Origin of the sequence: Nocardia sp. NPDC051832 (assembly GCF_040681285.1) — a bacterium.
In the GTDB taxonomy this organism is placed as follows: Bacteria; Actinomycetota; Actinomycetes; order Mycobacteriales; family Mycobacteriaceae; genus Nocardia.
Genome location: NZ_JBFAYL010000002.1, coordinates 915,606 through 940,935 on the forward strand (window position 1 = coordinate 915,606; position 25,330 = coordinate 940,935).

Sequence of the window (25,330 nt, forward strand, 5' to 3'; positions counted from 1 at the left end):
GTCGTTCACCGCAACGCAACGAGTGAGGACGGCATCATGGAATCCCGTATCAACCTGGCAGACAACGAGATCGGCGCGAAGTTCGCCAAGCGGTTCGGCAACGCCAGCCTGGTCATCGCCCAGTCGCCGCTGTCGAAGACCATCCAGGAACTGGCGTCGCTGCGCGCCAGCCAGATCAACGGCTGCGGCTGGTGCGTCGACGTGCACACCAAGGAACTCGCCGCCGTCGGCGAATCGGCGACCCGGATCAACCTCGTCGCGGCCTGGCGCGAGGCCACCGTGTTCACCGCGGCCGAACAGGCCGCGCTGGCCTTCGCCGAGGAAGGCACCCGCCTGGCCGACGCCTACCACGGCGTGTCCGACGAAACCTGGGAGCTGGTGCGCGAGCACTACGACGAAGACCAGGTGATCGCGCTGGTCGGCGTGGTCGCCATGATCAACGCCGCCAACCGGCTCGGCGTCATCCTGCACCAGCAGGGCGGGTCCTACGAGGTCGGCACGTTCGGCTGAGAACGGAGCTGGGCCCCACCGGCTTTCCCGGCGGGGCCCAGCCGCCCGGATCACGAGGCCTGACGGGTCGGCATGATCGTGATCTGCTGCAAATTGACGCGCGCCGGCTGCGCCGCGAGGTAGTGGACCGCCTCGGCCACATCCTCCGGATTCAGCCAGGTGATCGTCTCCTTGGCGCCGGCCAGCCACTCCAGCGCGCCGGGATCGGTGACGTGGCCCTGCAATTCGGTGCCGACAATGCCCGGCTCGATCACCGACACCCGGACGTCCTTGGCCCCGAGCTCCGCGCGCAGCGTGCGCGACAGATGCGTCACATAGGCCTTGGTGCCCGAGTAGACCGCGAAGCCCGGGAAGATGTTCTGCGCCGCGATCGAGGACGTGTTGACCAGATCGGCCACGCCCTTCGCCGCCGCCGAGTCGATCAGCTGCGGCAGGAAAGCGCCGATGGCGTTCATCAGCCCGGACACGTTCAGGTCGATCTGCTGCTGCCACTGCTGCACCGCCACCTGCTCGGCCGGCGCGGGCAACATCACGCCGGCGTTGTTGAACAGCAGGTCGGCGGGGCCGAATTCGGCGGCGACGCGCTCGGCCGCCGCGGTCACGGCCGCGGCGTCGGTGACGTCCACCGGCACCGCCAGCGCGACGCCGCCGGCCTGCTCGATCTCCTTGACGAGCTGGTCGAGGCGGTTGGCGCGGCGCGCCAGCACCGCCACTTTCGCGCCCGACGCGGCCAGCCGCTTGGCGGTCGCTTCGCCCAGGCCGCTCGAGGCGCCGGTGACGACGGCGACACGTCCGGCGAAGGTGGAGGCATTCTGAGTCATCTGGGTTTTCTCCTCGGTGTCGTTCGCGGCGAATCGGCCGCGTACTAAAGACAACTCCGCGCGAGCGCCCTTCCGAGGGTCAAAACCGGCCCTGCTCGACCTCGGTCCGGCGAACCTCGGTCCAGCAGACCCACCTTGGTTGCCACCGGTGTGCCCGGCACCCGGCACACTGGACGCCTGAACGTCGACGACATTCCGATCGGCGGGACCGGGGGGCATCCCATGCGCCGGGTGAGAACATCAGTACTGCACCACCGCGGTCATTGGAGTCCCGTAGGCCGACCAGCCCTCGATCGAGAAACGTTGCCTCGACGCAGGCTGCGCCTCCCTGGCTGGGGTGCTCTTAACCAGCGTGCCCCGGCTAGATCGACGTTCACGCCTCGAACTCCTTCGCCAACCGCTTGAGCCGATGCTTGCCGTCCGTCACGCCCAACGCCAGCTGGCTGAGGGGCTGGTCTGCCGTCAGCTATCGGGCAACGGTGGTCGGACTGTCGAAATACTGTCTGGAACCGAAGCTTCGACATACACCGTTGTCGGCTCGATGGATTGGCCGGTGCTGCTGTCGGTCGGAAATTCCATAATGACGAATGGGCCGCTGCCGCCACTGAGTGGGAATCCGGCCGCGAGCGGAACGATCCGCACTTCGACGTTGTGAAACGCCGTGATCTGCTCCTGGTTCATAACCCTTCTCCTCGGGTCTCCGGGTCTCCGGCTTTGCTGTGACGTCGGCCTTCTCAACGTGACCGGATCCTATCGTGCAGATGGCGGGGCAGCCCAGTCACGACCTGCCACACCGCTACGTTCCGGCCCAGTTCAGGGGTCGGTGGTGGCCGCTGGTTGGCGGTTGAATCACCCCACATCGCAGCAGCTTTCGTGGTGCGCACAATCCGGTCGACGGGTTGACAAACCAATCGCAGCCAGCCAGGGTTGGTGCGGCTGTAGCCGACTGTTCGAAATCAAATGGGGGCATTGATGCCAATCGACCAGAAACCGCTGCCCACTTTGGGCAGCATATTTTGCTGTGAGGTGTTGTGATGGCGGGTGGATTTTACAACCACTTCGATGACCCTGATGAGTACTGGGACGAGGAGCCTAGACAGCTCAATGTCAACCCTCCGAATCCGGTTTTCAGGCCCATCGCACCGCAACCAGAACCTCCGCGTCGGGCCACGCACGTCGAGCATCATTTCGACGCACCTTCGACGGCAGCGTCACCACAACTTGCAGGCACCTCCTCCACCTCAACGGAGTTCCGGAACTCAGGCCGATTGGCGGATGAAACTCACGGCCAGATCGCCGCGTTCCATGCCCGTGTTCGTGGTGCCTTAGACGGGGTTGAGAGCCACCCGCATACCGCACGATCTGATAATGGGTTGGCCGTTGCCGTCGTGTCGGGTGATGGGCGTCGAATCGTCGACATCTCACTATCGCGAGGCCTCGGCGATCTCAGCCGTCCGGCATGGGCGTTGACTGAGGAATTGACCACGACCTGCGAGGCCGTAGTAGATGCGGTGAATCGAGCCCGGCAGTCTGCGCACGATCTTGGAATCGAAGGTCTCCGACGAGAGTTTCCCGGTTTGTTCGATCTACTGAACGACTTGCGATGGGAATAGGTCGCGGCGACAGACGCCAGAGAGTTCTAAAGCGCACAGTAAAGGTGAGGGAAATTGTCTGAGCTAAATAGTGTGTACGATCTAGTTGACGAGATAAATCGAAACTGGGACCGAACTGTCGCGGACATTCGAAACGGTAAGCCGCAGCCAATCGATACGCACTCGATGAAAATCGTGGACCAACATGACGGTTCTGAATTCGGAACGGTAGTGATCGATGATCTTGGAACCCTCAGATCCATCACGCTGGATCCATACGCGGTAGTCAGATCCAATGAGCACGAGATTCTGGCAGCAATAATCGCAACGATAAATGCGGCATTTACGAGAGCATCTGACGCCTGGGTCGAAGGGAAAAACTAGTGACAGACTTTCGTGTCGTACCGGATGCGTTACGAACACAAGCAAAAGAACTTGAATCCACATCAGGCCACTACCTGACCTCATCGAGGTACGTCGCGGACAATCGCATGGGGGCATATGTACTCGGCGTTCATGGGCGTGATGTCGCAACCGTATTTAATGACCAGCTACTGTTGGCGGTTGAAAGCAAGTTGAAGCAGACACAAAAATCAATCCAGGAAGCCGCGGAAAAGATCGCCTATGTTGCATGGGTATTTGAGAACAAGGATTACGAGTACTATCAAAAATTCGGATACCAGAACGAGCGGCTAGGTAACTGATCGTGGGCAGTCGAACAACCAAGGGGTACGCGGTACCCGAAGATCACAACCCGCTCAAACTCTCCGACGACCTGGTATTCCCTTGGGGTGCTGCGAGCACGGTGGTGACAACTGCGCAAGAGCTTGGGATTCCTCTTGTGAAAGAAGCCGTTGACACAATTCACGCCATGTTGGGAAATCCAGGCGAGGTCGCCAAGGTTGTCCAAGCTTGGCAAGAGACTGTCAAGGAACTAACCAAAGCCATCGATGGCAGTGACGATGGAAAGAGCCTTGCCACTGCAAAGGAGGAGTTGGGTGCCCGCTGGAATGGTGGCGCACGAGAAACGGCTGTTCTCTATGTCGACCGGATTATTACGGCGACGAAGGAAACACGCGGCGTTGTCGAAGACATCGCCAATAAGATCGACTCATTTCGATCTGCGATCATCGATAATTACAAATCTGCCATCCAAGCGATCTCTAAGTGCGCCCAAATTCTCGTTACCCTCGGTGGTGGACTCGCAAAAGCTACCTTTGAGATTACCGAAGGTAAGATACCAGTCGGCGACTACGTTGAGAAGGGGACAAAGGCGATAGCCGAATTCATGGCGGTAGCGGATAAAGTAGCTACAGACATAATCGACTACAGAAATAAGCTGCTCGAAAACTTGAGTGTCATCTTGACATCTGCTGCAAAGATCGAAGTCCCTGGCGAGATGGCGGCCTCCGCGGGCGATGAAAACGCTTGGGTCCCACGGTATCCGACTGGCCCGGCAGTAGGGACCGTTCCTGCCAAATGAGACATCGGCGAGCGCGCACTACAACGATTCTTGGACTCATAGCCGTCTGTGTTATGGCGGGGGGTGTGGGATGCTTCAGTCAGGCGAGCGAGACCGAACAAGCACGCTTCACGAAAGTGCCAGAAGATTGTTCAGTTTTGATCCAGCCAACTGAGAAAGAATTGAAGGAATATGCCCCCTCATCGCTTACCGAAAGAGAGGGATTCAGTCATGTAGACATGTCGGAGTTGCCGGATTCTGTGCGCAAACGCACACTGATGTGCAGCGCGAACTTCACTGACCCTGTGTTGCCGATAGGCAGCGGTGTCGGGGGCAATCCTCGATCCCGATCTGTATCCGTGACGTTGAAAGTTTTCGCCGATCCAATGAATGCGGTATCGACGGCAATCAATTCCGTCCAAACGATCAGAAGTCAGTTTTCCGGGAACGCCGAGGATCTCAGTGTTGGCGACAGAGGTTTTATTGGAATCGGGAACGATTCTGGGCGAGTTGTTCGAGCGAATGCGTACTTTCAGATCAGCAACCTGATTGTCGATGTGATCGCATCAGGTGAGAACTTTTCCGGGATCTCAGATACGTCGTCAACCGGATCGCCCCAACTCATTTCAGAAGTCACAGAAGCCGCAGAATCTGTTGCGCGGGCAGTTGCCAACAACGTCGAGGTGATAGTGCCTTCGAAATAACAGGCGACTGGCCCCACCGTCTGAGCGGTTCTGTGCCAACAGATTCCCTGCCACCGTCCCAGTTTCAGGGTGCGGGCCTGGAGGTCGAATGGCTCGATGTCCGCGACTGCGATCCCAGGTCCGCCTGACGGCTGGTGTTTGACGTCATCTGAGCCTCCTGAGAACCCCAATACCGCCCTGAGAGGCACCCGTTTCTTGACGGGTACCTCTCTTTTGTGCAAATTGTTGTATTGGCGTGCGAAAATGGCCCATTCTCCTCGGTGTCGTTCGCGGCGGATCGGCCGCGTACTAAAGACAACTCCGCGCGAGCGCCCTTCCGAGGGTCAAAACCGGCCCTGCTCGACCTCGGTCCGGCGAACCTCGGTCCAGCAGACCTACCTTGGTTGCCACCGGTGTGCCCGGCACCCGGCACACTGGATCCGTGGAGCACAATGCCGAGCTGAAGGAGTTCCTGCGCAGCCGCCGCGCGCGCCTGAACGTCGACGACATGCCGATCGGCGGGACCGGGGGCGTGCGCCGGGTCCCGGGCCTGCGCCGCGAGGAAGTCGCGCAGCTGGCCGGGGTGAGCGTGGATTACTACAGCCGCCTCGAACAGGGCCGCAACCTCAACGTGTCCGACGAGGTGCTGGACGCCGTCGCTCGCGCGCTGCGCCTGGACGACACCGAACGCTCCTACCTGTTCCAGATCGCGCGCGCCAACCCGCGCCGGGCTCGCCGCCGCAGCCCCGCTCGCGTGCAGCGCGTGCGGCCCGGTATCCGCCGCATCCTGGAAACCCTCGACGACGTGACACCGGCGTTCGTCTTCGGCCGCCGGATGGACGTGCTGGCCAGCAACCGCCTGGCGCGCGCCCTCATGACCGACTTCGAGGCGCTGCCGCCGCGTGACCGGAACCTGCTGCGCTACACCGTCCTCGACGAATCCACCCGCGAGCTGTACGCCGACTGGGAAGAGGTGGCCCGTGACAACGTCGGCGTCCTGCGCCTGGACGCCGGCCGCCACCCCGACGACCCGCTGCTGGCCGAACTCGTCGGCGAACTCTCGATCAAGAGCCCCGAATTCCGGCGCTGGTGGGCCGACCACAACGTCCGCGAACGCAGCTACGGCACCAAGCGCTACCACCACCCACTGGTCGGCGATCTCAGCATCGAGTACGAAAGCGTTTCGCTCCCAGGCGATCCCGACCAGACCCTCTGCCTCTACACCGCTGAAGCGGGGTCGGCTTCGGAGTCGGCGCTACGCCTGCTCGCCAGCTGGACCGCGAGCGCACCCGCGGTCACCGAGCTCGCTCCATAGCGTTACCGCGGCGTCGTCGGCCTGCCGTGGTCAGGCAGCGGAGGCGAGCTGATTCGTCCACACCGCGAGTCGGACGCGGGCTCGCGAATTGCGGACCAGCGCGGCAGGTTTCGCTTGCTCGGGGCCTTCGTAGTAGCCGCCGTTCACCACCGGCGTCGCCGGTGCGCTCAAAACGCTGAGCAGCGCGGCGGGACCATCCAGCGGGGCTTCGGCGTGGCTGCGGGACTCCGGCATGTCGATCTCGAAATCCGCGGGATCCACGTTCACCACAGTCAGTTCGGCGGGGCCGGTTTCGGCCAGCGAACGGCCGAACATGGTGAATGCCAGCTTCGACTGCGCGTAGACCGCCAGCGGGGTGTAGATGCCGCGCGTGCGATCCAGGTCCGAGTACTCGACGGTGCCGGCCCGGTGCAGCCGCGAGGTCACGTTGACGACGCGGCCGTGGGACGCGGCAAGCTTCTCAGCCAGTGCCGTGGTCAGCCGTTGCGGTGCGAGATAGTTGACCTGGAACGTCAGTTCGTAGCCGTCATTGGTGTGGGATTTGCGATGCGTCGCGGGGCTGGAGGCAGCATTGATCAGCGCGTCGAGCCGGGGCCGCAGGGTGAGTTCGCGGCCGAGTTCCTCCACTTCCGCCAGGCAGCGGAAGTTGGCGTGCACCGGGGACAGCAGGTCGGCCGGCACACCATCGAGCACCAGCCAATCGATCGCCTCGTCGGCGGCGGCCTTGGTCTGCGCATGACACAGGACTTGGGTGCCATCGCTCGCCAGCCGCCGCGCGGTCGCATAACCGAGGCGTTCGTCGACGCCGGTCACCAGCACGGTCCGGAACTCGGAAGTGAACTCGGACATGATTCTCCCATCGGGTGAGGGTGTGCGGCCGCTCCAAGTGCGGTCATGGCTGCCAGCAAAATCGAACACCTTCCTGGTCGGCAAGATTCCGGCACGGAATTGATGAATTCCTAGCGCGCCAACGGATTTCGGCTGCCTCGCCGCCGTCAAAATTTCGTCAAAGGGCGCTGAGCCGGCTGGTGTGGCCTTTGCGCACGAGACCGGCGGTTACTTCTCGCGAGCGCGGTCGATGGGTGCGCCGGAGAGGCGTCAGCGAGTCGCAAATTCGGGTTCGGGCCCCTGGTCGCCGCCTGCCAGGTCATGCGATGGTCTGACACCGGCTCGACGTGGAAGAGGTTCGGTGATGCTGAAGTTCGGGGTGACCCCGTGGCAATTGCGCAGTGCCGCAGGGAAAATGGGTGATCTTCGGGATCAGGTGAACGGCATTCTCGGTACCCTGGAACGCTCGCTGGCCGCGAAGGGGGCGGCGTGGGGCGGTGACGGGTACGGCAGCACCTTCGCCGACGGTACGCAGGGGTATCTCGCGGCGTGGGAGAACCTGACCGAGGGAATGGACAATACCGTGACCACCCTGGACTCTTACTCCGACGGGCAGTACAAAGCCGCCGAGCTGCTCGAGCGCACAGACCACTTTTCCGCGCGAAAGCTGCGGTGACGGGTGTCGATCAGCATCCCCAGCGAGCTCGAGTGGCTCGGCTGGGTCGCCGGCTCGGACTGGCCCGACGGTAACGAAGACAAGATGTGGGCGATCGCCGAGGACTGGCGCAGAGCCGCCGCCGACATCCGCGACCTGCTGCCGGATCTGGCCGCGGCCCGGAAAGCGACCCTCGAGGCATATCCCTGGGGCGCGGGCGTCGAGGCCATCACCGCACGCCTCGACGAACTCGACCACGGCCCACAGTCGCTGGAGCGGCTGGCCGAGGTGATGGAACTGGTGGCCGAATCCGCCGACGGGCTGGCCACCGAGCTCGAGTACACGAAAATTCTGGTGGTCAGCTCGCTGGCCATGCTGGCCTTCGAAATCGTTGCGGCCTGGACCTTTCCGCCCACCGCGCCGTTTGCCGAGGCCACGGCGATCGCTTTGACCAGGGTGGCGGTGCGGCTGCTCGGTCAGCGAGCAGTCAGCGCCATCGCGCAGTTCGCCGCCAAGACCGGCATCGCGGCGCTGACGAAGTTCCTGGCCAAGCATGTCGCCTTCAGCACGCTGCTCGGCGGCGGTCAGGACCTCGCCATCCAGGCGTATCAGGTCGGCGCGGGTCACCGCGACGGCATCGATTGGAAGCGCGTCGGAACCACCGCCTACACCGCGGCAGCGGCAGGCGCCGTGGGCGGACCTGTCGGAGGCCTGCTGGCGAAAGGGGCCGCGAAAGTGGCGCTGCCCGGGGGACGGTGGGCGGATATGGGCAAGGGAGCAGTCGTCGGAGCCGGATCCGGTATGGCCGGTGCTCTGGGTGCGTGGGGCGTCGGCGGTATCGAGAACGGCTGGACCTGGGATCCTCGCCTGCTCACCAGCGGCGCCGCCTATGGCGCGTTGACCGGCGGCAGCAAGGGTTTCCGCCATTCCGCGTTCGGACGTGGGCCGGCCGCAGGCGGTTTCAACGCCGCCAGGCCCGCGAATTTCGGTGCTGACGGCAGCGCGCCTGCGGTCCTGCCCTCCGGCGGGGTGCAGCCTGGTCGCACCGGTGCGGCGACGGTCAACGGCAATCGATCCGGGCAGCCGTCGAATTCGGGTGCGCCTGCCCGCATCAGGCTCTCGACCGATGGCTCCAATGGAACGCTCCGAGGCGCCCAGGGCAGCGAGCCCGCGCAGGCCACCCCTCGGGCTCCGGGCGGAGATGCCTCCGGTCACGGCCTGAGAGGCGCTGGGGCCGAAGGTGTCGACGGTCGCGGCGGAACCACCTCCGGCCACGGCCCGAGAGGTGCTGGAGACGAAGGTGCCGATGGTCGCGCCGGAACGCCGAACCCCATCGGCGCGAAGGAGACCGGCTTGCCGGGCACCGGCGCTGCCGACAGCGGAGTCGTGGCAGGACCGAAGGAAACCTTGGCGCCCGTGCACGGCGACGGAGGCGATACGTCCGCGCCTACTTCGATGACCGGTGACGGAGGCGATTCATCTGCGCCTGCGCCGATTGTCGGCCACGGTGACGGAGGCGATACATCCGCGCCTACATCGATGGCTGGCCACGGTGGTGAAGCAAGCGCGCCCGCCCCGCGCGAGACCGGCGAATCCGCCTCAGCCGCAACCCAGCCGACCAGTTCGGCCCAGGAGGGTGCGGCTCCGGCCGCACGCGAACACCTGCCGCAACAGGCGACAGCGCAGCAACCGTCCGAGTGGGCAACGGCTCAACCGCACGGTGATGGCACGGCCGAAATGCCGGCCATCGCACCCGGACAGAGTTCGGCATCCGGCGGCCAAGCTACCGCCGGCGCACCGGTCGCGGGCGAGAGCAGCACTCCGCGACCCGAAGCCGGGGCCGATGGTCGCACGGCCGTACCGGTGGGCCGGGGCGAGCCGCGTACAGGCGCATTCGAGGTCGCCCGGCCGAAGAGCGAAGCCCTCCAATCGGTTCAGAACAGATTGCGGCAGTGGGGTATCGATCCGGACGGACTGACTCCGGAGCAGCTGCGGCAGGCGAGCGAGGAGGCGCTGGCCCGCGCGGGCGACGAGTTCGCAGAACGAACAGCGGCCCTCGAAGGCGCCGGATTACGGCCCGGAGAGTTCGCGATCGAACGCAGGCAGTTGCAACGCCAGATCAACGAATTCCTCGAGCTACGCGCGACCTTGCGATCCGACCTCGACCAGCTCGGAACCAACGCGGGAACGCAGCCGATCACCGGCGAGAATCGCTCTTCGACACCGGATCCGCAACCCCGCACCGGGGTAACACCCACGCCGGACCATGAGCGCGGACCGCAACCCACCCCGGGCGAGCGGAGGACCGGCGAACTCCCCGACACCACCTCGAAAATCCCATACACCCCAAGGTATTTCGGACTCCCACCAATCCCGCAGTTCGAGGCCGCCGCGCCGCCGGCCCAGTCGGTTTGGGAACCGCATCCATCACCGCAGCCAGAACCAGCGCCCGCACCCGAGCCAGAGCCCAAACCCGAGCCTGAGCCGGAACCGGAACCGGAACCCGAGCCCGAGCCGGAACCCGAACCCGAACCGGAACCCGAGCCTGAGCCGGAACCTGAACCGGAACCGGAACCGGAACCGGAACCGGAACCTGAGCCCGAGCCGGAGCCGGAGCCCGAGCCCGAGCCGGAACCTGAACCGGAGCCGGAACCTGAGCCGGAGCCGGAACCCGAGCCCGAGCCGGAACCTGAACCTGAGCCGGAGCCGGAACCCGAGCCGGAACCTGAGCCGGAACCTGAGCCGGAACCCGAGCCCGAGCCGGAACCCGAGCCCGAGCCAGAGCCGGAACCTGAACCTGAACCCGAACCGGAGCCTGAGCCTGAGCCGGAACCTGAACCCGAGCCCGAGCCGGAACCTGAACCGGAGCCGGAACCTAAGCCCGAGCCGGAACTCGAACCTGAGTCGTAGCCGCGGGTCGGTGGCAGCGGTCATCGCTGCCACCGGAATCAATGCCCCAGTGCCGTATCGGCGTTCGCCCTCAGATTGCGGTTGTGGCCGACAGCGGGTCGAGCGATACCGGTAAGCGTTGAACCCACCGGAAAATGCTTGCGGCCGTGGATGACTCGGTAGCGGGCGCCCGGGTCTCGGGACGCCCGGGCGGTCACGGGTGCAGCCAGAGATCCCAGCCCATACACAGCACGGCCGCAGTCAGCGCGCCGAGGCCCAATGCGGTCATGATCGCCCACACTTCGATCGAGCGGCCGCCGCCGAGCAGGATCAGAGCCCCGAACACCAGCGTCATCAGTGGTCCGGCGAAGCGGTATCTGATTACAAACGGTCGCAACGTCTTGTCTCTCTTCCTGCTGGCGTCAGGACTACTGTGCAGGGCGACCGACCGCGTAACCGCTGATACTTACGGAATCCAAACGCTCGGGCTGTCGGCGCGCACGTCGTAATCCGGACTCCGGCCCGCGGGCGTGACTAGATGGAATGCTGGTGGCCTGGACTCGTCGAGGGAGGTGTGCCGTGGTTTCCGATTCGGAGTTGAATCCCGCTGCGGTCGAGGTCGGCAGTTTCTTCCCGCAGGATCCGCAGGCCGTGTGGCTAGCCCTGACCGAGCCCGACCTGATCGAACGCTGGCTGATGCGCTCGGTCGGTTTCGCCGCCTGCCCCGGAACGCATTTCATCTTCCTGCTGCCCACCACCCAGCCTTCCAGCGAGATCGCCTGCGAAGTCCTGACCGCCCGCCCCGCCGCCCGGCTGACCCACACCTGGTTCGACCTGCGCGCCGCCCATCCCGCCCGCTGGGTCGTCGACTGGACCATGCAACCGCAGGGCCGCGGCACCCGGCTCCTGCTCACCCAAACCGGTTTCGACATCAACGACCGCCGCCAGAAGATGATCCGCAACGCCATGGAACGTGGCTGGAAAACGAGCTTGGTCCGGTTGCGCACGGTGCTCGACGAAGCGTGACGCTGACGGTTTCGCCTGCGACGGTGCGCCGCCTGCCGGCACGTATCGTGGCGGATTGGGACTGGGGTGACGAGAACCGGAGGGTTTGAAGTGCGGGTGCGGCGGCGGTCGTTGCTGAAGTGGAGCGGACTGGCGGTGACCGGATTGCTCGTTGTCGTGGCCGGATCGAATGCGTGGTTGTGGCTGGTGTCGTCGGGGCATCGGTCCGAGCCGGCGCAGGCGCCGATCGCGCCGGTGGTGATCGTGCCGGGTGCCAAGGTGGCCGCGGACGGCACGCCGATGTCGTATCTGCGCGGGCGGCTGGACGTCGCGATCGATCTGGTGCGGGCGGGGAAAGCCACCGGAATTCTGGTCTCGGGTGACGCCGGTGGCGTCTCCGGCGACGAAATCGCCTCGATGACACAGTATCTGGTGGCGCAGGGGATCGATCCGGGACTGATCCGAGCCGACCCGGCCGGCCTGTCGACCCGGGAGACCTGCGAGCGCGCCCACCAGCGCTTCGGTATCGAGCGCGCCCTCATCGTCACCCAGTACGAGCACCTGCCGCGCGCGGTCGCGCTGTGCCGGGCCGCCGGCATCGACGCCGACGGCGTCACGGCGTATTGCGAATGCCGTCGAATCACCGTGGTGCGCAACAATCTCCGCGAATGGCTCGCCGCACCCAAAGCGATCTTCGCGCTGATCTTCCGAAGCCCCTAGACTTCCGCTCGAAAGGAGGGCCTCTGGTGAAGCGAAACCTGAACTGCCCCTGTGGCGAACACATCGTCGGAACGGACGAGGACGACCTGGTCGAAAAGACCCGCAAGCACCTCACCGAAAACCATCCCGGCCACGACTACTCGCGCGACGAAATCCTTTTCATCGCCTACTGACCCCGCACCGCGAGTGGCGCCGTGGCGCCACTCGCGGGCTCGGAAAATGAGTTGCCGGGCTGGTGCGGCCGCTGAGAGGGTGGGGTCTCGGCGGAGTGACCCAGGGGGAGTGTGATGAGTGATCTGCTGCTGGAAGGCGTCGTCGGATCGATCGCCTACGGGCTCGATACCCCGGCCAGCGATGTCGACTATCTCGGTGTCTACGTCGAACCGACGCGGACCTTCCTCGGGCTGAATCCACCGACTCGCGACCGAGGCACCCGGCACGGCCGGGACGGCGCCGACGCCACCTACCACGAGGTCGGGAAGGCGATGGGCCTGATCCTGTCCTGCAACCCGACAGTCACCGAGATCCTGTGGCTCGACAAGTACACCGTCGCCACCGATTTCGGCGTCGAGCTGGTGAGCCTACGGTCGAATTTCCTTTCCGCGCAACGGGTTCGGCATTCGTACTTCGGCTACGCGATGGCGCAGTTCCGCCGGATGCTGCAACGCCGGGAAACCCAGGGACTGCAGGACACGCGCCTGCCCAAGCACGCGCGGCACACCATGCGATTGCTGTGGCAGGGCTACGAGCTCTACACCACCGGCGTCCTGCCGGTCCGATTGCCGGACCCGGAACCGTATTTCGAGTTCGGCCGCCAGCTGATGACCGAGTCCGGCGAGGCCGCGGCGAAGGCGCTGATCGCGGAATACGAGCAGAAGTTCGACACCGCGAAAACGGTGCTGCCGGAGCGGCCGGACGAGGCCCCGCTCGAGGACTTTCTGCAACGGCTGCGGCGGGCGAATCTGGACTAGTCGCCGCCGCCCATCTCGCCGATGTGGTGCGATCGATCGCAGGGCCGGAACTGGTTCGCGAACGCTCGACGACACAGGAGGCAACGAGATGAAGCTGCAATCCGGACAGGTCGCGGTGGTGACCGGCGCTGCCAACGGGATCGGCCGCGCCCTGTCGGAAGCGTTGCACGCCCGCGGGATTCGCGTGGTGCTCGCCGACATCGACGGCGAGGCACTGGCGCAGGCCGCCGCCGAGATCGGCCCGGAGACGGTCGCGGTGCCGACCGATGTCTCGGACCCGGCGCAGGTGCAGCGCCTGGCCGACGCCACTCTCGAGCATTTCGGCCGGGTCGACCTGATCTTCAACAATGCCGGGCTGAGCGCGGGCGGCCCGATCTGGCTGGTCGAACCCGGCGACTGGCGCCGAATCTGGTCGGTCAATGTGGAGGGCGTCGTCAACGGCATGCGCACCTTCGTTCCGCTGCTGATCGCGGCGGGACGCGGCCATGTCGTCAACACCGCGTCCCTGGCGGGCATCACCACCGGCATGTTCAACGGCCCCTATGCCGCCAGCAAACACGCCGTCGTGGCCCTCACCGAGGTGCTGCGCGGCGAACTCGCCTTGCTGGCCCCGGAAATCGGCGCCACCGTCGTCTGCCCCGGACCGGTCGATACCCAGATGATGCGCGCGGTCACCGACGGGATCGGCGCCTTGCTCGGCGACGGCGACGGAGATGCTCTGCCCCCGCAACCCGCCGAAGGCTGGTTCGCCGCCCTCAGCCCCGGCCAGTGGCAACGCCTCGCCCCCACCCTCGCCCCGATCATCCACCTGGCCGCCGAGATGATGCCCGCCGCGCGCGCCGCCGAAATCATCCTCGCCGCAGTCGAATCCGACCGCCTCTATGTCACTACCCATCCCCACTGGACGCCCCAGGTCACCGACCGCGTCACCAGGATGGTCGCCGATCTCGACGCGTCGACGTAGCCGCTATTCGGCCGCGCGGAGGGCGTCGACGAACGCATCCAGGGTGCCGGGCTCGAACGGTCCCGGCACGCTGTGCTCGACGCGATGGTCTGTGATCTGGTTCGCGACCAGGTCATAGCTGCGGATGTACGCGGTAGCGGTGGCGGTTCGGGTCCTGGTGAAGTCGGTTGCCCGCGCCAGTCCGGCGTCGACGGCGCGCAGGCGAGCGGCCAGCACCTCCACGGCGCGCCGCTTGTTCGAGTACTGGTTGGTCAGCTCGGCACTGTAGGCGGTGATCCCGCTGGGCAGGTGCGTCAGGTGTACCGCCTGCTGGTTGCCGGCCGGGCGGGTGGATCGGGAGCAGTAGAGATCGATCCGCAGATCGGCCTCGTTGAGCGAAACACGCTCGGGGCGCGCCGTTTGCGGGTAGGCGAGCACCTCCGCGCCGGTCGTGCACGGCTGCTCGGCGGGTTCGACGACCGGGAATCGCCGGATCCGGTGGCCGCCGGTTTCGAACTCGAAGGCTGCCCAGGTCCCGCCGCGGCCGCTGATCGACAGTGTGACGCGGCGGTACCCGAACAGCTCCGAGCGCACCTCTTCGAGGTGCTCGACCGCCCAACCATGGTGCCGGGCATAGGTCCGGTACTGATCGGCGAGGTCGGCGACGAAGAGCGCGGATTCCTCGTCGTCCGCTACGGCCCAGACTTCGAGCAGCACATTGTCCCTGTGGTGCGGGTCCCGCGGTCGCAGCAGGACCGCCAGCTCGTCGGTCAGTTGGTCGACGCGGCGTCGCAGATCGGTGACTTCGGCGGTGAATGCCGGTTCCGCGCACGCCAATTCGCGTGCGGCGGCCAACTCGTCCTGGGCTTCGCGCAGTCAGGTGTAGGCGGCGATCGCGGGGTGCAGCTCGGTCAGCCGCTCGCTGACGCGACGGAGTTCCGCCGCGTCGGCGTAGAGCGACCGATCACCGAGCCGGGCCTCCAGCATCTGATGTTCGGCGAGCAGATCGCGCATTCGCGAGTCGTTCGGGTCCACGGGTCTACCTCCAGGCACCGAGTATCGCATTCGGCGATCGGATCAGCGCGACAGTTCGGCGGCGCCCGCGCGGGCGAATTCCTCGTCGAGGTCGCCGCTCGGCGCGCCGGCGACGCCGATGCCGGCGATGGGGGCGTTGCCGGCGGTGACGGGGACGCCGCCGGCCAGGAAGAGCGTGCCGGGGATGTCGGCCAGGCGCGGGGCCCCGGCGAGACGGTTGCCGAGCTCGGAGGTGGGGGCGTTCCAGGAGACGGCGGTGAAGGCTTTGCGTTCGGCGGAGTCGTAGGACTGCGGCCCGGCGCCGTCGCCGCGCAGGGTGACCAGGGTGTTGCCATCGCGGTCGACCACCGCGACGGTGACCCGCTGGTTCTTCAACTCGGCGGCGTCCAGGGCGGCCTGGGCGGCGCGGGTGGCGGCATCGAGGGACAGATGGGTGCTCTGGCGCAGGTTGCCGGGGGTGGCGTCGGCGGCGAGCGCGACCTGGGCGGTAGCCGGGGTGTCGGAGCCGGTCAGGTCGACGGCGATGGCGCCGGCGCCGATCGCGGCGAGGACCGCGGCCCCGGTGACGAGGCCGGTGAGGGTGCGACGGGAGGTGCTCATGGTGGGGATCCTTTCGGCGGGGATGCTGTGTTGCTGCTTCGATCCTGCGGCACCACCGGGGTCCGCCGAATCGGCGAGCGAGCCGGAGAATGCTGGTAGCCCGGTGGATGCCGGTGTCGTCCGATCGGCTGATACGGACCGTTTGCCGCACGGGCAGAATGGGACGGTGACCGATAAAGCGGAGGTGAGCGACGACCGGGTGCTCGGCGTGATCATGCATGCCGCGTTCCTGTTGCTGGTCGCCGCTTCGCTGGCCCGCTTCCTGCTGCGGCATCCCGATTCCGCTCGCACCCCGGCGATCATCGCGGGGTCGGTGGCGGTAGCCGGGCTCTACGCGCTCGGCGCGCGCCGCGGCCGCGTCGTCTGGCTCGCGCTCGTCGTGGCGCTGTGGATCGTGCTGGTCGCGCTCGCGCCGAGCTTCGCGTGGTGCGCGGTGCCGCTGCTGTACACCGGATTGCGGATCCTGCCGCTGCGGACCGCGCTGATCCTGGTCGCGGTGCTCACCGCCTTTGTCGCGGGCGCGCAGATCAGGCTGGCCGGCTGGCCCGACCCGGCCGTGCTGGTCACCCTGCCGACGGTGGTCGTGCTCGCCACCGCCGTGTTCGTTGCCATGCGCCGGCAGTCCGAACGCCGGCGCGTCCTCATCGACGACCTGATCCGCACCCGCCGCGAGCTGGCCGCGACCGAACGCCGCGCAGGCACCTTGGCCGAGCGGCAACGCCTGTCCATGGAAATCCACGACACCCTCGCCCAGGGTTTGTCGAGTCAGCGGATGCTGCTCCAGGCCGCCGACCGCATCTGGGACACCGATCCGGGCCGCGCCCACGACCACGTGCGCTCCGCCGAGGCCATCGCGGAGCAAAATCTCACGGAGGCAAGGCAGTTCGTCCGCGACCTGGCGCCCGCCGACCTCGCGGCCAGCGGCTCGCTGGCCGCGGCGCTCAGCGCGCTGGCGCACCGGGAGAACACCGCCGGCCTCGCCGTCCGCTTCCACGCGGACGGCGAACCGCCGCGCCTGCCGGACCGCGTCGAAGCGACCCTGCTGCGCATCGCGCAGGGCGCGCTGGCCAATGTTCGCGAACACGCCCGGGCGCGGACCGCCACCCTGACCCTGACCGGACTCGGCGATCAGGTCGTCCTCGATATCGCCGACGACGGCAGCGGTTTCGACGCCTCGGCCCCGCTGCCCGAATCCGGTGATCGCGGTTACGGGCTGGCGGCCATCCGCGCCCGCTTGCAGCAGTTCGGCGGCACCTTGACGATCGAATCCACCCCGGGCGAGGGCACCGTGCTGTCCGCCGCCATTCCGTTGGGAGAGAAATGAATTCGCCTGTGCGCGTCCTTGTCTGCGACGACCACGCGGTCGTGCGCGCGGGCCTGCTCGCCCTGCTGTCCAGCGCCCCCGACATCGACGTGGTCGGCGAGGCGGGCACCGGCGAGGAAGCCATCGCGCTCACCGCCCGCCTGCACCCCGACGTGGTGCTGATGGATCTGCAACTCGGCGACGGCATCGACGGTATCGAAGCCACCCGCCGGATCACGCTGTCCGGCAACGCCACCCACATCCTTGTCCTCACCACCTACGACACCGACGCCGACATCACCCGCGCCATCGCCGCGGGCGCGACCGGCTATCTCCTCAAAGCCGAACGCCCCGAAGAACTGTTCGCCGCCATCCGAGCCGCCGCCGCGGGCCGTCCCGCGCTGTCCCCGCCGGTCGCCCAGCGCGTGCTGGCCCGCATGCGAAACCCCGTGCCGACCTTGACCGCCCGCGAACTCGACATCCTCGCCCAGCTCGCCCACGGCCACGGCAACCGGGAAATCGCCCGCGCTCTGCACATCAGCGAGTCCACGGTGAAAACCCACCTCGGCCGGATCTACGAGAAGCTCGGCGTCGACACCCGCGCCGCGGCCGTCGCGGTCGCCACGGAGCAGCGCCTGCTCGGCTGACCCGCGCGGCGACGAATACTGACCGACCCGCCGGCCGGTACGGTAGGCGGAGTGCATTTCACGAATGTGGTCGACGACGAGCCGAGGTCAGCCGCGCGCTGAGTTCACTTGCCGCGCAACCCCAGGCTGCGCAGTTCCAAGGCCGCCAGCTCCCGCACCGTGGCGTCGTCGCCGCGGCGCCACGCGTTGACGACATCCGGATCGATCCGGTTCAGGCTGCGCAGCGGTTGATTGGCGAGAGCACGCAACGCGAGCAGATCGCGTCCGGCGGGCGCGGCGCGCAGACTCTTCGCCGCGCCCGCCCGCCGCATCCAGCGCACCCGCCGCGGCAGCCACACGAACAGCACCAGGCCGATCGGAAAGATCAGCAGCCCGACGGCGAGGGCCACGGCGAGATCGTCGACCAGCCCCTGCTGATCGTGTCCGGCCTCCGCGATCGAGCGCGCGGCCGCGGCGGCCTTGTCGAACGGTGTGGTCAGCTCGTCGCCGACCACCGGCACCCGCCCGACTTTGTCACCCACATCGCCCAGGTTCTCGGCCATCCCGTTCCCGGCTCCTTCGAGCTTCTGCCCGGGCACAGCCAGCTTGCGCACGAGATCGTGGACCCACCACGCAGCCCGCACTGTGGCATACACCCATGCCACCACCAGCAGATCCGACAGCACCTGGCGGCCGGCGACCATCCCGCGATCGGCGTAAATCTTCACCCGCCAAGGTTCCTCCGCCGCCCGCCGCCACCGGGCTGATTTGGCGCGATCCACCGCGGATCTGCTTGCCCTCAACCGAGGTTGAGGTGATGGAGTGGCCGTATGCGACTTGATCAAGTGACTGTGGGAGCGACCGACCTCGGACGGACCGAGGCTTTCTACACCCTGTTGGGGTTGCGGGCCATCGTGCGGACGAGTGACTATCTGCGATTCGAATGCCCGGACGGCGACAGCACCTTCTCGGTGCATCTTGTCGAGCGGGTGCCGGGGGACGAGCAGATCACCATCTACTTCGAGACCGAGGCGCTCGATGCGGAGTGTAAACGGTTGCGGGAAGCGGGAATCGCCTTCGACCAGGAGCCCGCTGACATGTCGTGGCTGTGGCGGGAGGCGCGGTTGCGCGATCCGGACGGGCACCGGCTGTGCCTGTTCTGCGGCGGGGTGAATCGCCGGAATCCGCCGTGGCGGCTGGCCTGATCGCCAGGTCCCGCAGCGCGGTATCCTGATGTGACTGCGGTCACAGTTTGGTAGCGATTTCCGGTCGAAGCCACGTCAGCCCTTTTCAACACCTTTGCTAAGTCTTTACTATCACCCAGTTCCTCGCGTAACCGGGTAATTGCCGCTCGATTTCGATGCCTGTACATGTTCGACCGATGAACCGAATCCGGCGCTGCCGGTTCGGCGAAGGAGAAATATGTCCACCGACACCGATTCCGCACCACGGACGTCGCCGCGCGGCAGCGCGCACAACTTCTTCGACTTGCTACGGCCGGTACTCCGGCACGATCTACCGGCTTCGCTCGTGGTTTTCCTTGTGGCCCTTCCTCTTTCGCTCGGAATCGCGGTCGCCAGCGGCGCGCCCGTGGCGGCCGGTCTGGTGGCCGCGGTGGTCGGCGGCATCGTGGGCGGCGCCCTGGGCGGCTCGGCTCTGCAGGTGAGCGGGCCCGCCGCCGGGCTCACGGTCGTGGTGGCCACGACCATCAGCCAATTCGGCTGGGCAACTACGTGTTTCATCACCGTGGCGGCCGGTGTGCTGCAAGTGGTGTTCGGGCTCAGCCGCATTGCCCGTGCGGCGCTGGGGATCTCGCCGGTGGTGGTGCACGCCATGCTGGCCGGTATCGGCATCACCATCGCGCTGCAACAGATTCACGTGCTGCTCGGCGGTTCGTCGCACAGCTCGGCCTGGCGCAATGTCGTCGAACTGCCCGGCCAGCTGCTGCACTCGCACGGCCCGGCGGTGCTGATCGGCGTCACCGTCATCGTGATCCTGCTGAGCTGGCGGCATCTGCCCGCCCGATTACGGGTGGTGCCGGGACCGTTGGTCGCGGTCACCGCCGGAACCGTGCTGTCGCTGGTACTTCCGGTCGAGGTGGCCCGGATCCCGCTGAACGGCAGTCTCTTCGACGACCTGGCCTTGCCGCGCCTACCGGAGGGCAACTGGTTCGCGGTGGGCGTCACGGTGCTCACAGTGGCGTTGATCGCCAGCGTGCAGAGCCTGCTCTCGGCGGTCGCGGTGGACAAGATGCACGGGGGCGAGCGCACCGATTTCGACCGCGAACTGCTCGGTCAGGGGGCGGCGAACGTGCTCTCCGGGTTGTTCGGCGGCCTGCCGGTGGCCGGGGTGATCGTGCGCAGCGCCACGAATGTCGAAGCGGGAGCGCGCAGCCGGGCCTCGGCGGTGTTGCACGGCATCTGGATTCTGGTGTTCTCGGTGGCCCTGGTCGGGCTGGTGCGCCAGATCCCGACCGCCGCCCTGGCGGGCCTGCTCATCGTGATCGGCATCCAGCTGGTGAAGCTGGCGCACATCCGGCTCGCGCATCGGACCCGGGACCTGGTGGTCTACGCCGTCACCATCGCCGGCGTGGTGTTCCTGAATCTGCTCGAGGGCGTGCTGATCGGCCTGGCGCTGGCCTTCGGGCTGCTGCTGTGGCGCGTGGTCCGGGCGCACATCGTGGCGAAACCGCTGCCCGGCTGCGAATTCGGCGACCACTGGCTGGTGACGATCGAAGGCAGCTGCACCTTCCTGGCATTGCCGAAGCTGACCTCGGAGCTGGCGAGAATTCCGGAGCAGGCGGTGGTCCGGCTGGAGATGAGCGTCGACTTCCTCGACCACGCCGCCTACGAGATGATCGAGGACTGGGTGCACCGGCGCCGGAACAGCGGCGGCGTAGTGGAATTCGTGGAACTCGGGTCGGTGCGGATGGCGGCGGCGACGGCGGGCCCGCCCACCCGCGGGCACTCCCGCAAGGCGGTCGAAGAAGCGATCGGGCCGTGGCGGCGCACCGCGAATCGGGTGGATCCGGTGGTCGCGGGGATCTCGGCCTACCACCGCGGGCACGCGCATCTGCTCCGCCCGCATCTGGACAGTCTGCGCAATCAGCAGGAAGCCGACACATTCTTCCTGACCTGCGCCGATGCCCGGGTCGTGCCCAATGTGATCACCAACAGCGGCCCCGGTGACCTGTTCACCGTCCGCAATGTCGGCAACCTGGTGCCGGTCGGCAACACCGACGCCTCGGTGGAGGCCGCGCTGATCTACGCGCTGGAGAAGCTGGACGTGCGCACCGTGGTCGTGTGCGGCCATTCCGGCTGCGGCGCAATGGATGCGCTGCATCGTGCGGTGCAGACCGGCCAGGCGCTGGGGGACTGGCTGGCGCACGCGCAGCCGAGCTTGGCACAGTTCCGGGTCGGGCATCCGGTCGCGCGCGCCGCGGCCGCGGCCGGGTTCGCCGAGGTCGACCAGCTGGCGATGGTGAACGTGGCGTTGCAGTTGGAGACGTTGCACGCGCATCCCGCGGTGAATCGGGGGATGCGGGAGCGCGGAGTCGCGGTCCGGGGGTTGTTCTTCGATCTCGCGACCGCGCGGGTCATCGAGGTGACCGTCGACGGCATCGCCGAGTTCGAGGACACGCCCAGTCGCGTTGCGGCGGAACCGGTTTGATCCAGCAATGTGGTGACGCTCACAGCTTTGCAGTGTTATGGTCCCAGCCACTTCGAGGCAACTTCTTAAGTTTTGCTAAGTCTTTACCAATAGCCTTGGGCGGATTTACTTGCCGACCCAACGGCGCGTCGGCGATCGCCTCATCATCACTGGACCTGGAGGAGCCATGGCTGTCGTAAACGACCCAGCCCCACCTGTGCCCGGACCCGGAACGGGTACCCGATCACTGTCTGATCGTCTGAATTCTCTTGCGCGCCACGATATTCCCGCATCGATCGTAGTCTTCCTGGTCGCGCTGCCGTTGTCCCTCGGTATCGCCGTCGCCTCGGGTGCGCCCGTGGCCGCCGGCCTGATCGCCGCCGTCATCGGCGGTATCGTCGCCGGTTTGGTCGGCGGCTCCACCCTGCAAGTGAGCGGCCCGGCCGCCGGCCTGACCGTGGTCGTCGCCGAGTCGATCAGCCAATTCGGTTGGCGCACAACCTGTTTCATCGTGGTCGCGGCGGGCGTGCTACAGATCCTGTTCGGGCTCAGCCGGATCGCGCGGGCCGCGCTGGCGGTCGCGCCGGTGGTGGTGCACGCGATGCTGGCCGGTATCGGCATCACCATCGCGTTGCAGCAGATGCACGTGCTGCTCGGCGGGTCCTCGCACAGCTCGGCCTGGAACAACATCGTCGAGTTGCCCGGTCAGCTGCTCAATCTGCACGGCGGCGACGTGTTCGTCGGCGGCGTGGTCATCGCGATCATGCTCGGCTGGCGCTTCGTCCCCGCGCAGATCCGGGTCGTCCCCGGCCCGCTGGTCGCGGTCGTCGCGGCGACCGTGCTCTCGCTGCTGCTGCCCACGGGCGCGGAGCGCATCGTGCTGGACGGCTCGCTGTTCGACGCGATCGGCCTGCCCCAGGTGCCGGACGGCGGCTGGTCGGCCATCGCCGTCATGGTGCTGACCATCGCGCTGATCGCCAGCGTGGAGAGCCTGCTCTCGGCGGTCGCGGTGGACAAGATGCACAACCTGCCGCGCACCAATTTCGACCGCGAGCTGATCGGGCAGGGCTCGGCCAACGTGCTCTCGGGTCTGGTCGGCGGCCTGCCGGTCACCGGCGTGATCGTGCGCAGCGCCACCAATGTGCAGGCGGGCGCCCGGTCCCGGGCCTCGGCGGTGCTGCACGGCGTGTGGATTCTGCTGTTCTCGGTCGCCCTGGCCGGGCTGGTGCAGCAGATCCCGCTGGCCGCCCTGGCGGGCCTGCTCATCGTGATCGGCATGCAACTGGTGAAGCTCGCGCACATCCGGCTCGCCCGGCGCACCGGTGACCTGCTGGTCTACGGCGTGACCATCGCGGGCGTGGTGTTCCTGAACCTGCTCGAGGGCGTGATCATCGGCCTGGTGCTGGCTTTCGCGCTGCTGTTGTGGCGGGTGGTCCGGGTCGCGATCGTGGCCGAGCAGATTCCGGCGTCGCAACGCTGGCTGGTCACCATCGACGGGTCGTGCACCTTCCTCGCCCTGCCGCGGCTGTCCTCGGCGCTGGCGAAGGTGCCCGCCGAGGCCGACGTCACGGTCGAGATGACCGTCGACTTCCTCGACCACGCCGCCTTCGACGCGCTCTCCGAATGGGTGCGGCAGCAGGAAATCCACGGCGGCAGTGTGGAATTCGTGGAGATCGGCAGTGCCCGGATGGCGGACGCGTCCAGCGGCCCGCCCGCGCGCGGGTTCGGCCGGGCCATGTTCGACGAGGTGCTGGGTCCCTGGCAGCGCGACGAGGAGGAGCAGCGGGATCCGATCACCGCCGGCGTCGCCGCCTACCACCGCAGTCACGCCCACGTGGTGCGCCCGCACCTGGACGAACTGCGCGACCACCAGGATCCGGATTCGTTCTTCCTCACCTGCGCCGATTCGCGAGTGGTGCCGAACGTGATCACCAACAGCGGCCCCGGTGACCTGTTCACCGTCCGCAATGTCGGCAACCTGGTACCCGAGGAAGGCGATGTCTCGGTCGAGGCAGCGCTCGTCTTCGCACTGGAGAAGCTGAACGTGCGCTCCATCGTGGTGTGCGGGCACTCCTCCTGCGGCGCCATGGCCGCCCTGCATCGCGGCGACCACCAGCAGATGGCGCACACCGGAATCGGCGCCTGGCTGGCGAAAGCACAGCCCAGCCTGGACCGCTTCCAGCTCGGCCACCCTGTCGCGAAGGCCGCCGCCGCAGCCGGTTTCGGCGAGGTCGACCAGCTGAGCATGGTGAACGTCGCCCTTCAGTTGGAGACCCTGCACCGGCATCCGTCGGTGCGCGCCGCGATCGCCGAACGCGGTGTCACGGTGTCGGGCATGTTCTTCGACATCGCGTCCGCGCGGGTCATCGAGATCACCGTCGACGGGCTGGCGCACTTCGAGGATCGTCCGGCCGCACCGGAATTGGTCTGACCCACACCGAACCCGCCCGGGCCCTACGGGGATTCCGGGCGGGTTCGCACCTTCGCAAGAATCCTTTAAGGACCGTTGAGCAGGCGACTCGTACTGTGGCTGGTGTGAGCACCGAGCTGGAACAGACCGAGACAACCGCACCCGGCCGCTGGCGCGCCTTCCGCGATGCCATCACCGAGCGCCCTACCCTGAACCTCACCTACCGGATCGGGGTCGCCGTAGTCGGTGTCGCGGTACTGATCCTGGGGGTGCTGGCGATTCCCTACCCCGGCCCCGGCTGGGCGATCGTGTTCGCCGGACTCGGCATCCTCGCCACCGAATTCGCCTGGGCTCGTCAGGCATTGCACTGGCTGCGAGGCAAGTACCGGCAGGGTATGGCCTGGTACACCAGCCGAGGTGTGGTCATGAAAGTATTCGCGGCAGCGCTGACGTGTCTGTTCGTCGTCGCTACGCTCTGGGTTCTTGGCACTTTCGGGATGATCGGCGGCTGGATCGGAGTCGAATGGAAGTGGTTGCACAGTCCCCTGACCTGGTGAACGTTCCGGGTACAGCACTGACCGAGCCGGAGTGGCTGACGGCCCGGATCGCGGAGATGGGCGATTCCTGGGGCACCACCACCCCGCGCATCGCGGGCACGCTGTGGTGGTGCATGACCGCCTCGGCGCTGGTGGAACAGCTGGCCCGGGCCTACGTCGACGGCCGCCCCGCGCCGGAGCCGGCGCTGGATCGCCTCGACTGCGCGGTGCGGCCGGACGGCGGTATCGAACGCGTCCATATTCTCCCCGGCGACGCCGCCGAGGAACTCCCCGGTGACGACGCCGGCTGGTCCCATCGCGCCGCGGCCGCCGCGGCGTTGCGCGAGACGCTGTCCGCGGTGATTCCGGCGGTCGCCGCGGTCTCCGGCGCCGGCGTGCCGTCGCTGTGGGCGATCGTGGCCGATGCCGCCGGCAACCGCGCCCGCGATGCCGGTGATCCCGAGGCCGGGGCCCGGCTCGCCGCCGACGTCGGCGGCAAGCTCCCGGTGCCGCGCTTCGTCGAGATCGGCGGCCGCACCTTCGTCCGCCGGATCTCCTGCTGCCTGGTTTACGAGGTTCCCGGCTGCGACATGTGCACCAGCTGCCCGAAACGCCCTGCGGCGGAGCGGGAAACCTTGCTGGCGAAGCTGGCCGCGGAGAGCTGACCCGCCCGGCCCCGGCTGACGCGGCGACGCGCCGTCGGTGTGGTGCCGATAGCATGGTCGCGCCGGAGCTCAATGCCGCCGGTGATGACGCGTGCGGGAAAGACCCGCATAAC

Annotated in this window: 28 protein-coding genes; 19 read left to right on the plus strand and 9 right to left on the minus strand. The window is 66.9% G+C overall.

What is annotated here, in order from left to right; all coding sequences use genetic code 11:
* The first annotated feature begins 36 nt into the window (after positions 1–36).
* Positions 37–510, plus strand: a complete 474-nt coding sequence (locus tag AB0M14_RS14095) for a carboxymuconolactone decarboxylase family protein (RefSeq protein ID WP_364993819.1) — start codon at positions 37–39, stop codon at positions 508–510.
* Positions 511–560: 50 nt separating this feature from the next.
* Here AB0M14_RS14095 and AB0M14_RS14100 read toward each other — a convergent pair whose 3' ends face one another.
* The 3 genes from AB0M14_RS14100 to AB0M14_RS14110 all read right to left on the minus strand — a co-directional run bounded on the left by AB0M14_RS14100 (position 561) and on the right by AB0M14_RS14110 (position 2,012).
* Positions 561–1,331: an SDR family oxidoreductase gene (locus AB0M14_RS14100; RefSeq protein ID WP_364993822.1), complete on the minus strand. Its 771-nt coding sequence runs from the start codon at positions 1,329–1,331 to the stop codon at positions 561–563.
* 79 nt (positions 1,332–1,410) lie between these two features.
* Positions 1,411–1,617, minus strand: coding sequence for a DUF397 domain-containing protein (locus AB0M14_RS14105; protein ID WP_364995772.1), 207 nt, complete (start codon positions 1,615–1,617; stop codon positions 1,411–1,413).
* Between the two features lie 176 nt (positions 1,618–1,793).
* Positions 1,794–2,012, minus strand: coding sequence for a hypothetical protein (locus AB0M14_RS14110; RefSeq protein WP_364993825.1), 219 nt, complete (start codon positions 2,010–2,012; stop codon positions 1,794–1,796).
* 1,294 nt (positions 2,013–3,306) lie between these two features.
* Between AB0M14_RS14110 and AB0M14_RS14115 the strand changes: the two genes are divergently transcribed.
* From AB0M14_RS14115 to AB0M14_RS14130, 4 genes are all read left to right on the plus strand, one after another.
* Positions 3,307–3,627 (plus strand): hypothetical protein, encoded by a 321-nt coding sequence (locus AB0M14_RS14115; protein ID WP_364993828.1) that lies wholly within the window; start codon positions 3,307–3,309, stop codon positions 3,625–3,627.
* 2 nt (positions 3,628–3,629) lie between these two features.
* Positions 3,630–4,406 (plus strand): hypothetical protein, encoded by a 777-nt coding sequence (locus AB0M14_RS14120; RefSeq protein ID WP_364993830.1) that lies wholly within the window; start codon positions 3,630–3,632, stop codon positions 4,404–4,406.
* 53 nt (positions 4,407–4,459) lie between these two features.
* Complete coding sequence (locus AB0M14_RS14125) at positions 4,460–5,089, plus strand: hypothetical protein (protein WP_364993833.1); 630 nt, start codon at positions 4,460–4,462, stop codon at positions 5,087–5,089.
* Positions 5,090–5,510: 421 nt separating this feature from the next.
* A complete protein-coding gene (locus tag AB0M14_RS14130) occupies positions 5,511–6,383 on the plus strand; it encodes a helix-turn-helix transcriptional regulator (protein ID WP_364993836.1) in 873 nt (290 codons plus the stop codon).
* Between the two features lie 30 nt (positions 6,384–6,413).
* Here AB0M14_RS14130 and AB0M14_RS14135 read toward each other — a convergent pair whose 3' ends face one another.
* Positions 6,414–7,232 carry an SDR family NAD(P)-dependent oxidoreductase gene (locus AB0M14_RS14135; protein WP_364993839.1) on the minus strand — a complete coding sequence of 273 codons (819 nt, stop codon included), beginning with the start codon at positions 7,230–7,232 and terminating at the stop codon, positions 6,414–6,416.
* A gap of 343 nt (positions 7,233–7,575) precedes the next feature.
* Here AB0M14_RS14135 and AB0M14_RS14140 point away from each other — a divergent pair, with 343 nt between their 5' ends.
* Both AB0M14_RS14140 and AB0M14_RS14145 read left to right on the plus strand, forming a co-directional pair.
* A complete protein-coding gene (locus AB0M14_RS14140; RefSeq protein WP_364993842.1) occupies positions 7,576–7,887 on the plus strand; it encodes a WXG100 family type VII secretion target in 312 nt (103 codons plus the stop codon).
* A gap of 3 nt (positions 7,888–7,890) precedes the next feature.
* Positions 7,891–10,776 (plus strand): hypothetical protein, encoded by a 2,886-nt coding sequence (locus AB0M14_RS14145; protein WP_364993845.1) that lies wholly within the window; start codon positions 7,891–7,893, stop codon positions 10,774–10,776.
* Between the two features lie 193 nt (positions 10,777–10,969).
* Here AB0M14_RS14145 and AB0M14_RS14150 read toward each other — a convergent pair whose 3' ends face one another.
* On the minus strand, positions 10,970–11,110 hold the full coding sequence (locus AB0M14_RS14150) for a hypothetical protein (RefSeq protein ID WP_364993848.1): 141 nt from the start codon (positions 11,108–11,110) through the stop codon (positions 10,970–10,972).
* A gap of 224 nt (positions 11,111–11,334) precedes the next feature.
* On the opposite strand from AB0M14_RS14150, the gene AB0M14_RS14155 reads away from it, so the two are divergent.
* The 5 genes from AB0M14_RS14155 to AB0M14_RS14175 all read left to right on the plus strand — a co-directional run bounded on the left by AB0M14_RS14155 (position 11,335) and on the right by AB0M14_RS14175 (position 14,415).
* On the plus strand, positions 11,335–11,781 hold the full coding sequence (locus AB0M14_RS14155; RefSeq protein ID WP_364993851.1) for an SRPBCC domain-containing protein: 447 nt from the start codon (positions 11,335–11,337) through the stop codon (positions 11,779–11,781).
* Positions 11,782–11,871: 90 nt separating this feature from the next.
* Positions 11,872–12,480, plus strand: a complete 609-nt coding sequence (locus tag AB0M14_RS14160; protein ID WP_364993853.1) for an ElyC/SanA/YdcF family protein — start codon at positions 11,872–11,874, stop codon at positions 12,478–12,480.
* A 26-nt stretch (positions 12,481–12,506) separates the two neighbouring features.
* A complete protein-coding gene (locus AB0M14_RS14165; protein WP_364993856.1) occupies positions 12,507–12,653 on the plus strand; it encodes a DUF1059 domain-containing protein in 147 nt (48 codons plus the stop codon).
* 114 nt (positions 12,654–12,767) lie between these two features.
* Positions 12,768–13,451, plus strand: coding sequence for a nucleotidyltransferase domain-containing protein (locus AB0M14_RS14170; protein WP_364993858.1), 684 nt, complete (start codon positions 12,768–12,770; stop codon positions 13,449–13,451).
* 88 nt (positions 13,452–13,539) lie between these two features.
* A complete protein-coding gene (locus AB0M14_RS14175) occupies positions 13,540–14,415 on the plus strand; it encodes an SDR family NAD(P)-dependent oxidoreductase (protein ID WP_364993861.1) in 876 nt (291 codons plus the stop codon).
* 3 nt (positions 14,416–14,418) lie between these two features.
* Here the strand turns inward: AB0M14_RS14175 and AB0M14_RS14180 are convergent, their stop codons facing one another.
* From AB0M14_RS14180 to AB0M14_RS14190, 3 genes are read right to left on the minus strand one after another with little or no spacing between them, the layout of a single operon-like run.
* A complete protein-coding gene (locus AB0M14_RS14180; RefSeq protein WP_364995774.1) occupies positions 14,419–15,270 on the minus strand; it encodes a PCRF domain-containing protein in 852 nt (283 codons plus the stop codon).
* On the minus strand, positions 15,271–15,429 hold the full coding sequence (locus AB0M14_RS14185; protein WP_364993863.1) for a hypothetical protein: 159 nt from the start codon (positions 15,427–15,429) through the stop codon (positions 15,271–15,273).
* A 42-nt stretch (positions 15,430–15,471) separates the two neighbouring features.
* Positions 15,472–16,029: a heme-binding protein gene (locus AB0M14_RS14190; protein WP_364993865.1), complete on the minus strand. Its 558-nt coding sequence runs from the start codon at positions 16,027–16,029 to the stop codon at positions 15,472–15,474.
* A 166-nt stretch (positions 16,030–16,195) separates the two neighbouring features.
* Here AB0M14_RS14190 and AB0M14_RS14195 point away from each other — a divergent pair, with 166 nt between their 5' ends.
* Together AB0M14_RS14195 and AB0M14_RS14200 are read left to right on the plus strand one after the other, a co-directional pair.
* A complete protein-coding gene (locus AB0M14_RS14195) occupies positions 16,196–17,353 on the plus strand; it encodes a sensor histidine kinase (RefSeq protein WP_364993868.1) in 1,158 nt (385 codons plus the stop codon).
* Positions 17,350–17,979: a response regulator transcription factor gene (locus tag AB0M14_RS14200; protein WP_364993871.1), complete on the plus strand. Its 630-nt coding sequence runs from the start codon at positions 17,350–17,352 to the stop codon at positions 17,977–17,979. Before AB0M14_RS14195 ends, AB0M14_RS14200 begins: the two co-directional genes overlap by 4 nt.
* Before the next feature lie 104 nt (positions 17,980–18,083).
* On the opposite strand, the gene AB0M14_RS14205 is transcribed toward AB0M14_RS14200, so the two are convergent.
* On the minus strand, positions 18,084–18,686 hold the full coding sequence (locus tag AB0M14_RS14205) for a hypothetical protein (RefSeq protein ID WP_364993873.1): 603 nt from the start codon (positions 18,684–18,686) through the stop codon (positions 18,084–18,086).
* A gap of 102 nt (positions 18,687–18,788) precedes the next feature.
* Between AB0M14_RS14205 and AB0M14_RS14210 the strand changes: the two genes are divergently transcribed.
* The 5 genes from AB0M14_RS14210 to AB0M14_RS14230 all read left to right on the plus strand — a co-directional run bounded on the left by AB0M14_RS14210 (position 18,789) and on the right by AB0M14_RS14230 (position 25,217).
* A complete protein-coding gene (locus tag AB0M14_RS14210) occupies positions 18,789–19,163 on the plus strand; it encodes a VOC family protein (protein ID WP_364993876.1) in 375 nt (124 codons plus the stop codon).
* A gap of 217 nt (positions 19,164–19,380) precedes the next feature.
* On the plus strand, positions 19,381–21,627 hold the full coding sequence (locus tag AB0M14_RS14215) for a bifunctional SulP family inorganic anion transporter/carbonic anhydrase (RefSeq protein ID WP_364993879.1): 2,247 nt from the start codon (positions 19,381–19,383) through the stop codon (positions 21,625–21,627).
* Positions 21,628–21,793: 166 nt separating this feature from the next.
* Complete coding sequence (locus AB0M14_RS14220; RefSeq protein ID WP_364993882.1) at positions 21,794–24,037, plus strand: bifunctional SulP family inorganic anion transporter/carbonic anhydrase; 2,244 nt, start codon at positions 21,794–21,796, stop codon at positions 24,035–24,037.
* Positions 24,038–24,141: 104 nt separating this feature from the next.
* Positions 24,142–24,573, plus strand: a complete 432-nt coding sequence (locus AB0M14_RS14225; protein WP_364993885.1) for a TIGR02611 family protein — start codon at positions 24,142–24,144, stop codon at positions 24,571–24,573.
* Entirely contained in the window at positions 24,570–25,217 is a 648-nt protein-coding gene (locus AB0M14_RS14230) for a (2Fe-2S)-binding protein (RefSeq protein WP_364993888.1), read from the plus strand. The genes AB0M14_RS14225 and AB0M14_RS14230 overlap by 4 nt, the downstream gene beginning before the upstream one ends.
* Positions 25,218–25,330: the final 113 nt, after the last annotated feature.

Coding starts and splice junctions, on each gene's coding strand:
- AB0M14_RS14095 (WP_364993819.1), top strand. CDS start 37: ATGGAATCCCGTATCAACCTGGCAGACAACGAGATCGGCGCGAAGTTC.
- AB0M14_RS14220 (WP_364993882.1), top strand. CDS start 21,794: ATGGCTGTCGTAAACGACCCAGCCCCACCTGTGCCCGGACCCGGAACG.
- AB0M14_RS14100 (WP_364993822.1), bottom strand. CDS start 1,331: ATGACTCAGAATGCCTCCACCTTCGCCGGACGTGTCGCCGTCGTCACC.
- AB0M14_RS14175 (WP_364993861.1), top strand. CDS start 13,540: ATGAAGCTGCAATCCGGACAGGTCGCGGTGGTGACCGGCGCTGCCAAC.
- AB0M14_RS14125 (WP_364993833.1), top strand. CDS start 4,460: ATGGCGGGGGGTGTGGGATGCTTCAGTCAGGCGAGCGAGACCGAACAA.
- AB0M14_RS14150 (WP_364993848.1), bottom strand. CDS start 11,110: ATGACGCTGGTGTTCGGGGCTCTGATCCTGCTCGGCGGCGGCCGCTCG.
- AB0M14_RS14210 (WP_364993876.1), top strand. CDS start 18,789: ATGCGACTTGATCAAGTGACTGTGGGAGCGACCGACCTCGGACGGACC.
- AB0M14_RS14110 (WP_364993825.1), bottom strand. CDS start 2,012: ATGAACCAGGAGCAGATCACGGCGTTTCACAACGTCGAAGTGCGGATC.
- AB0M14_RS14200 (WP_364993871.1), top strand. CDS start 17,350: ATGAATTCGCCTGTGCGCGTCCTTGTCTGCGACGACCACGCGGTCGTG.
- AB0M14_RS14135 (WP_364993839.1), bottom strand. CDS start 7,232: ATGTCCGAGTTCACTTCCGAGTTCCGGACCGTGCTGGTGACCGGCGTC.
- AB0M14_RS14215 (WP_364993879.1), top strand. CDS start 19,381: ATGTCCACCGACACCGATTCCGCACCACGGACGTCGCCGCGCGGCAGC.
- AB0M14_RS14170 (WP_364993858.1), top strand. CDS start 12,768: ATGAGTGATCTGCTGCTGGAAGGCGTCGTCGGATCGATCGCCTACGGG.
- AB0M14_RS14190 (WP_364993865.1), bottom strand. CDS start 16,029: ATGAGCACCTCCCGTCGCACCCTCACCGGCCTCGTCACCGGGGCCGCG.
- AB0M14_RS14140 (WP_364993842.1), top strand. CDS start 7,576: ATGCTGAAGTTCGGGGTGACCCCGTGGCAATTGCGCAGTGCCGCAGGG.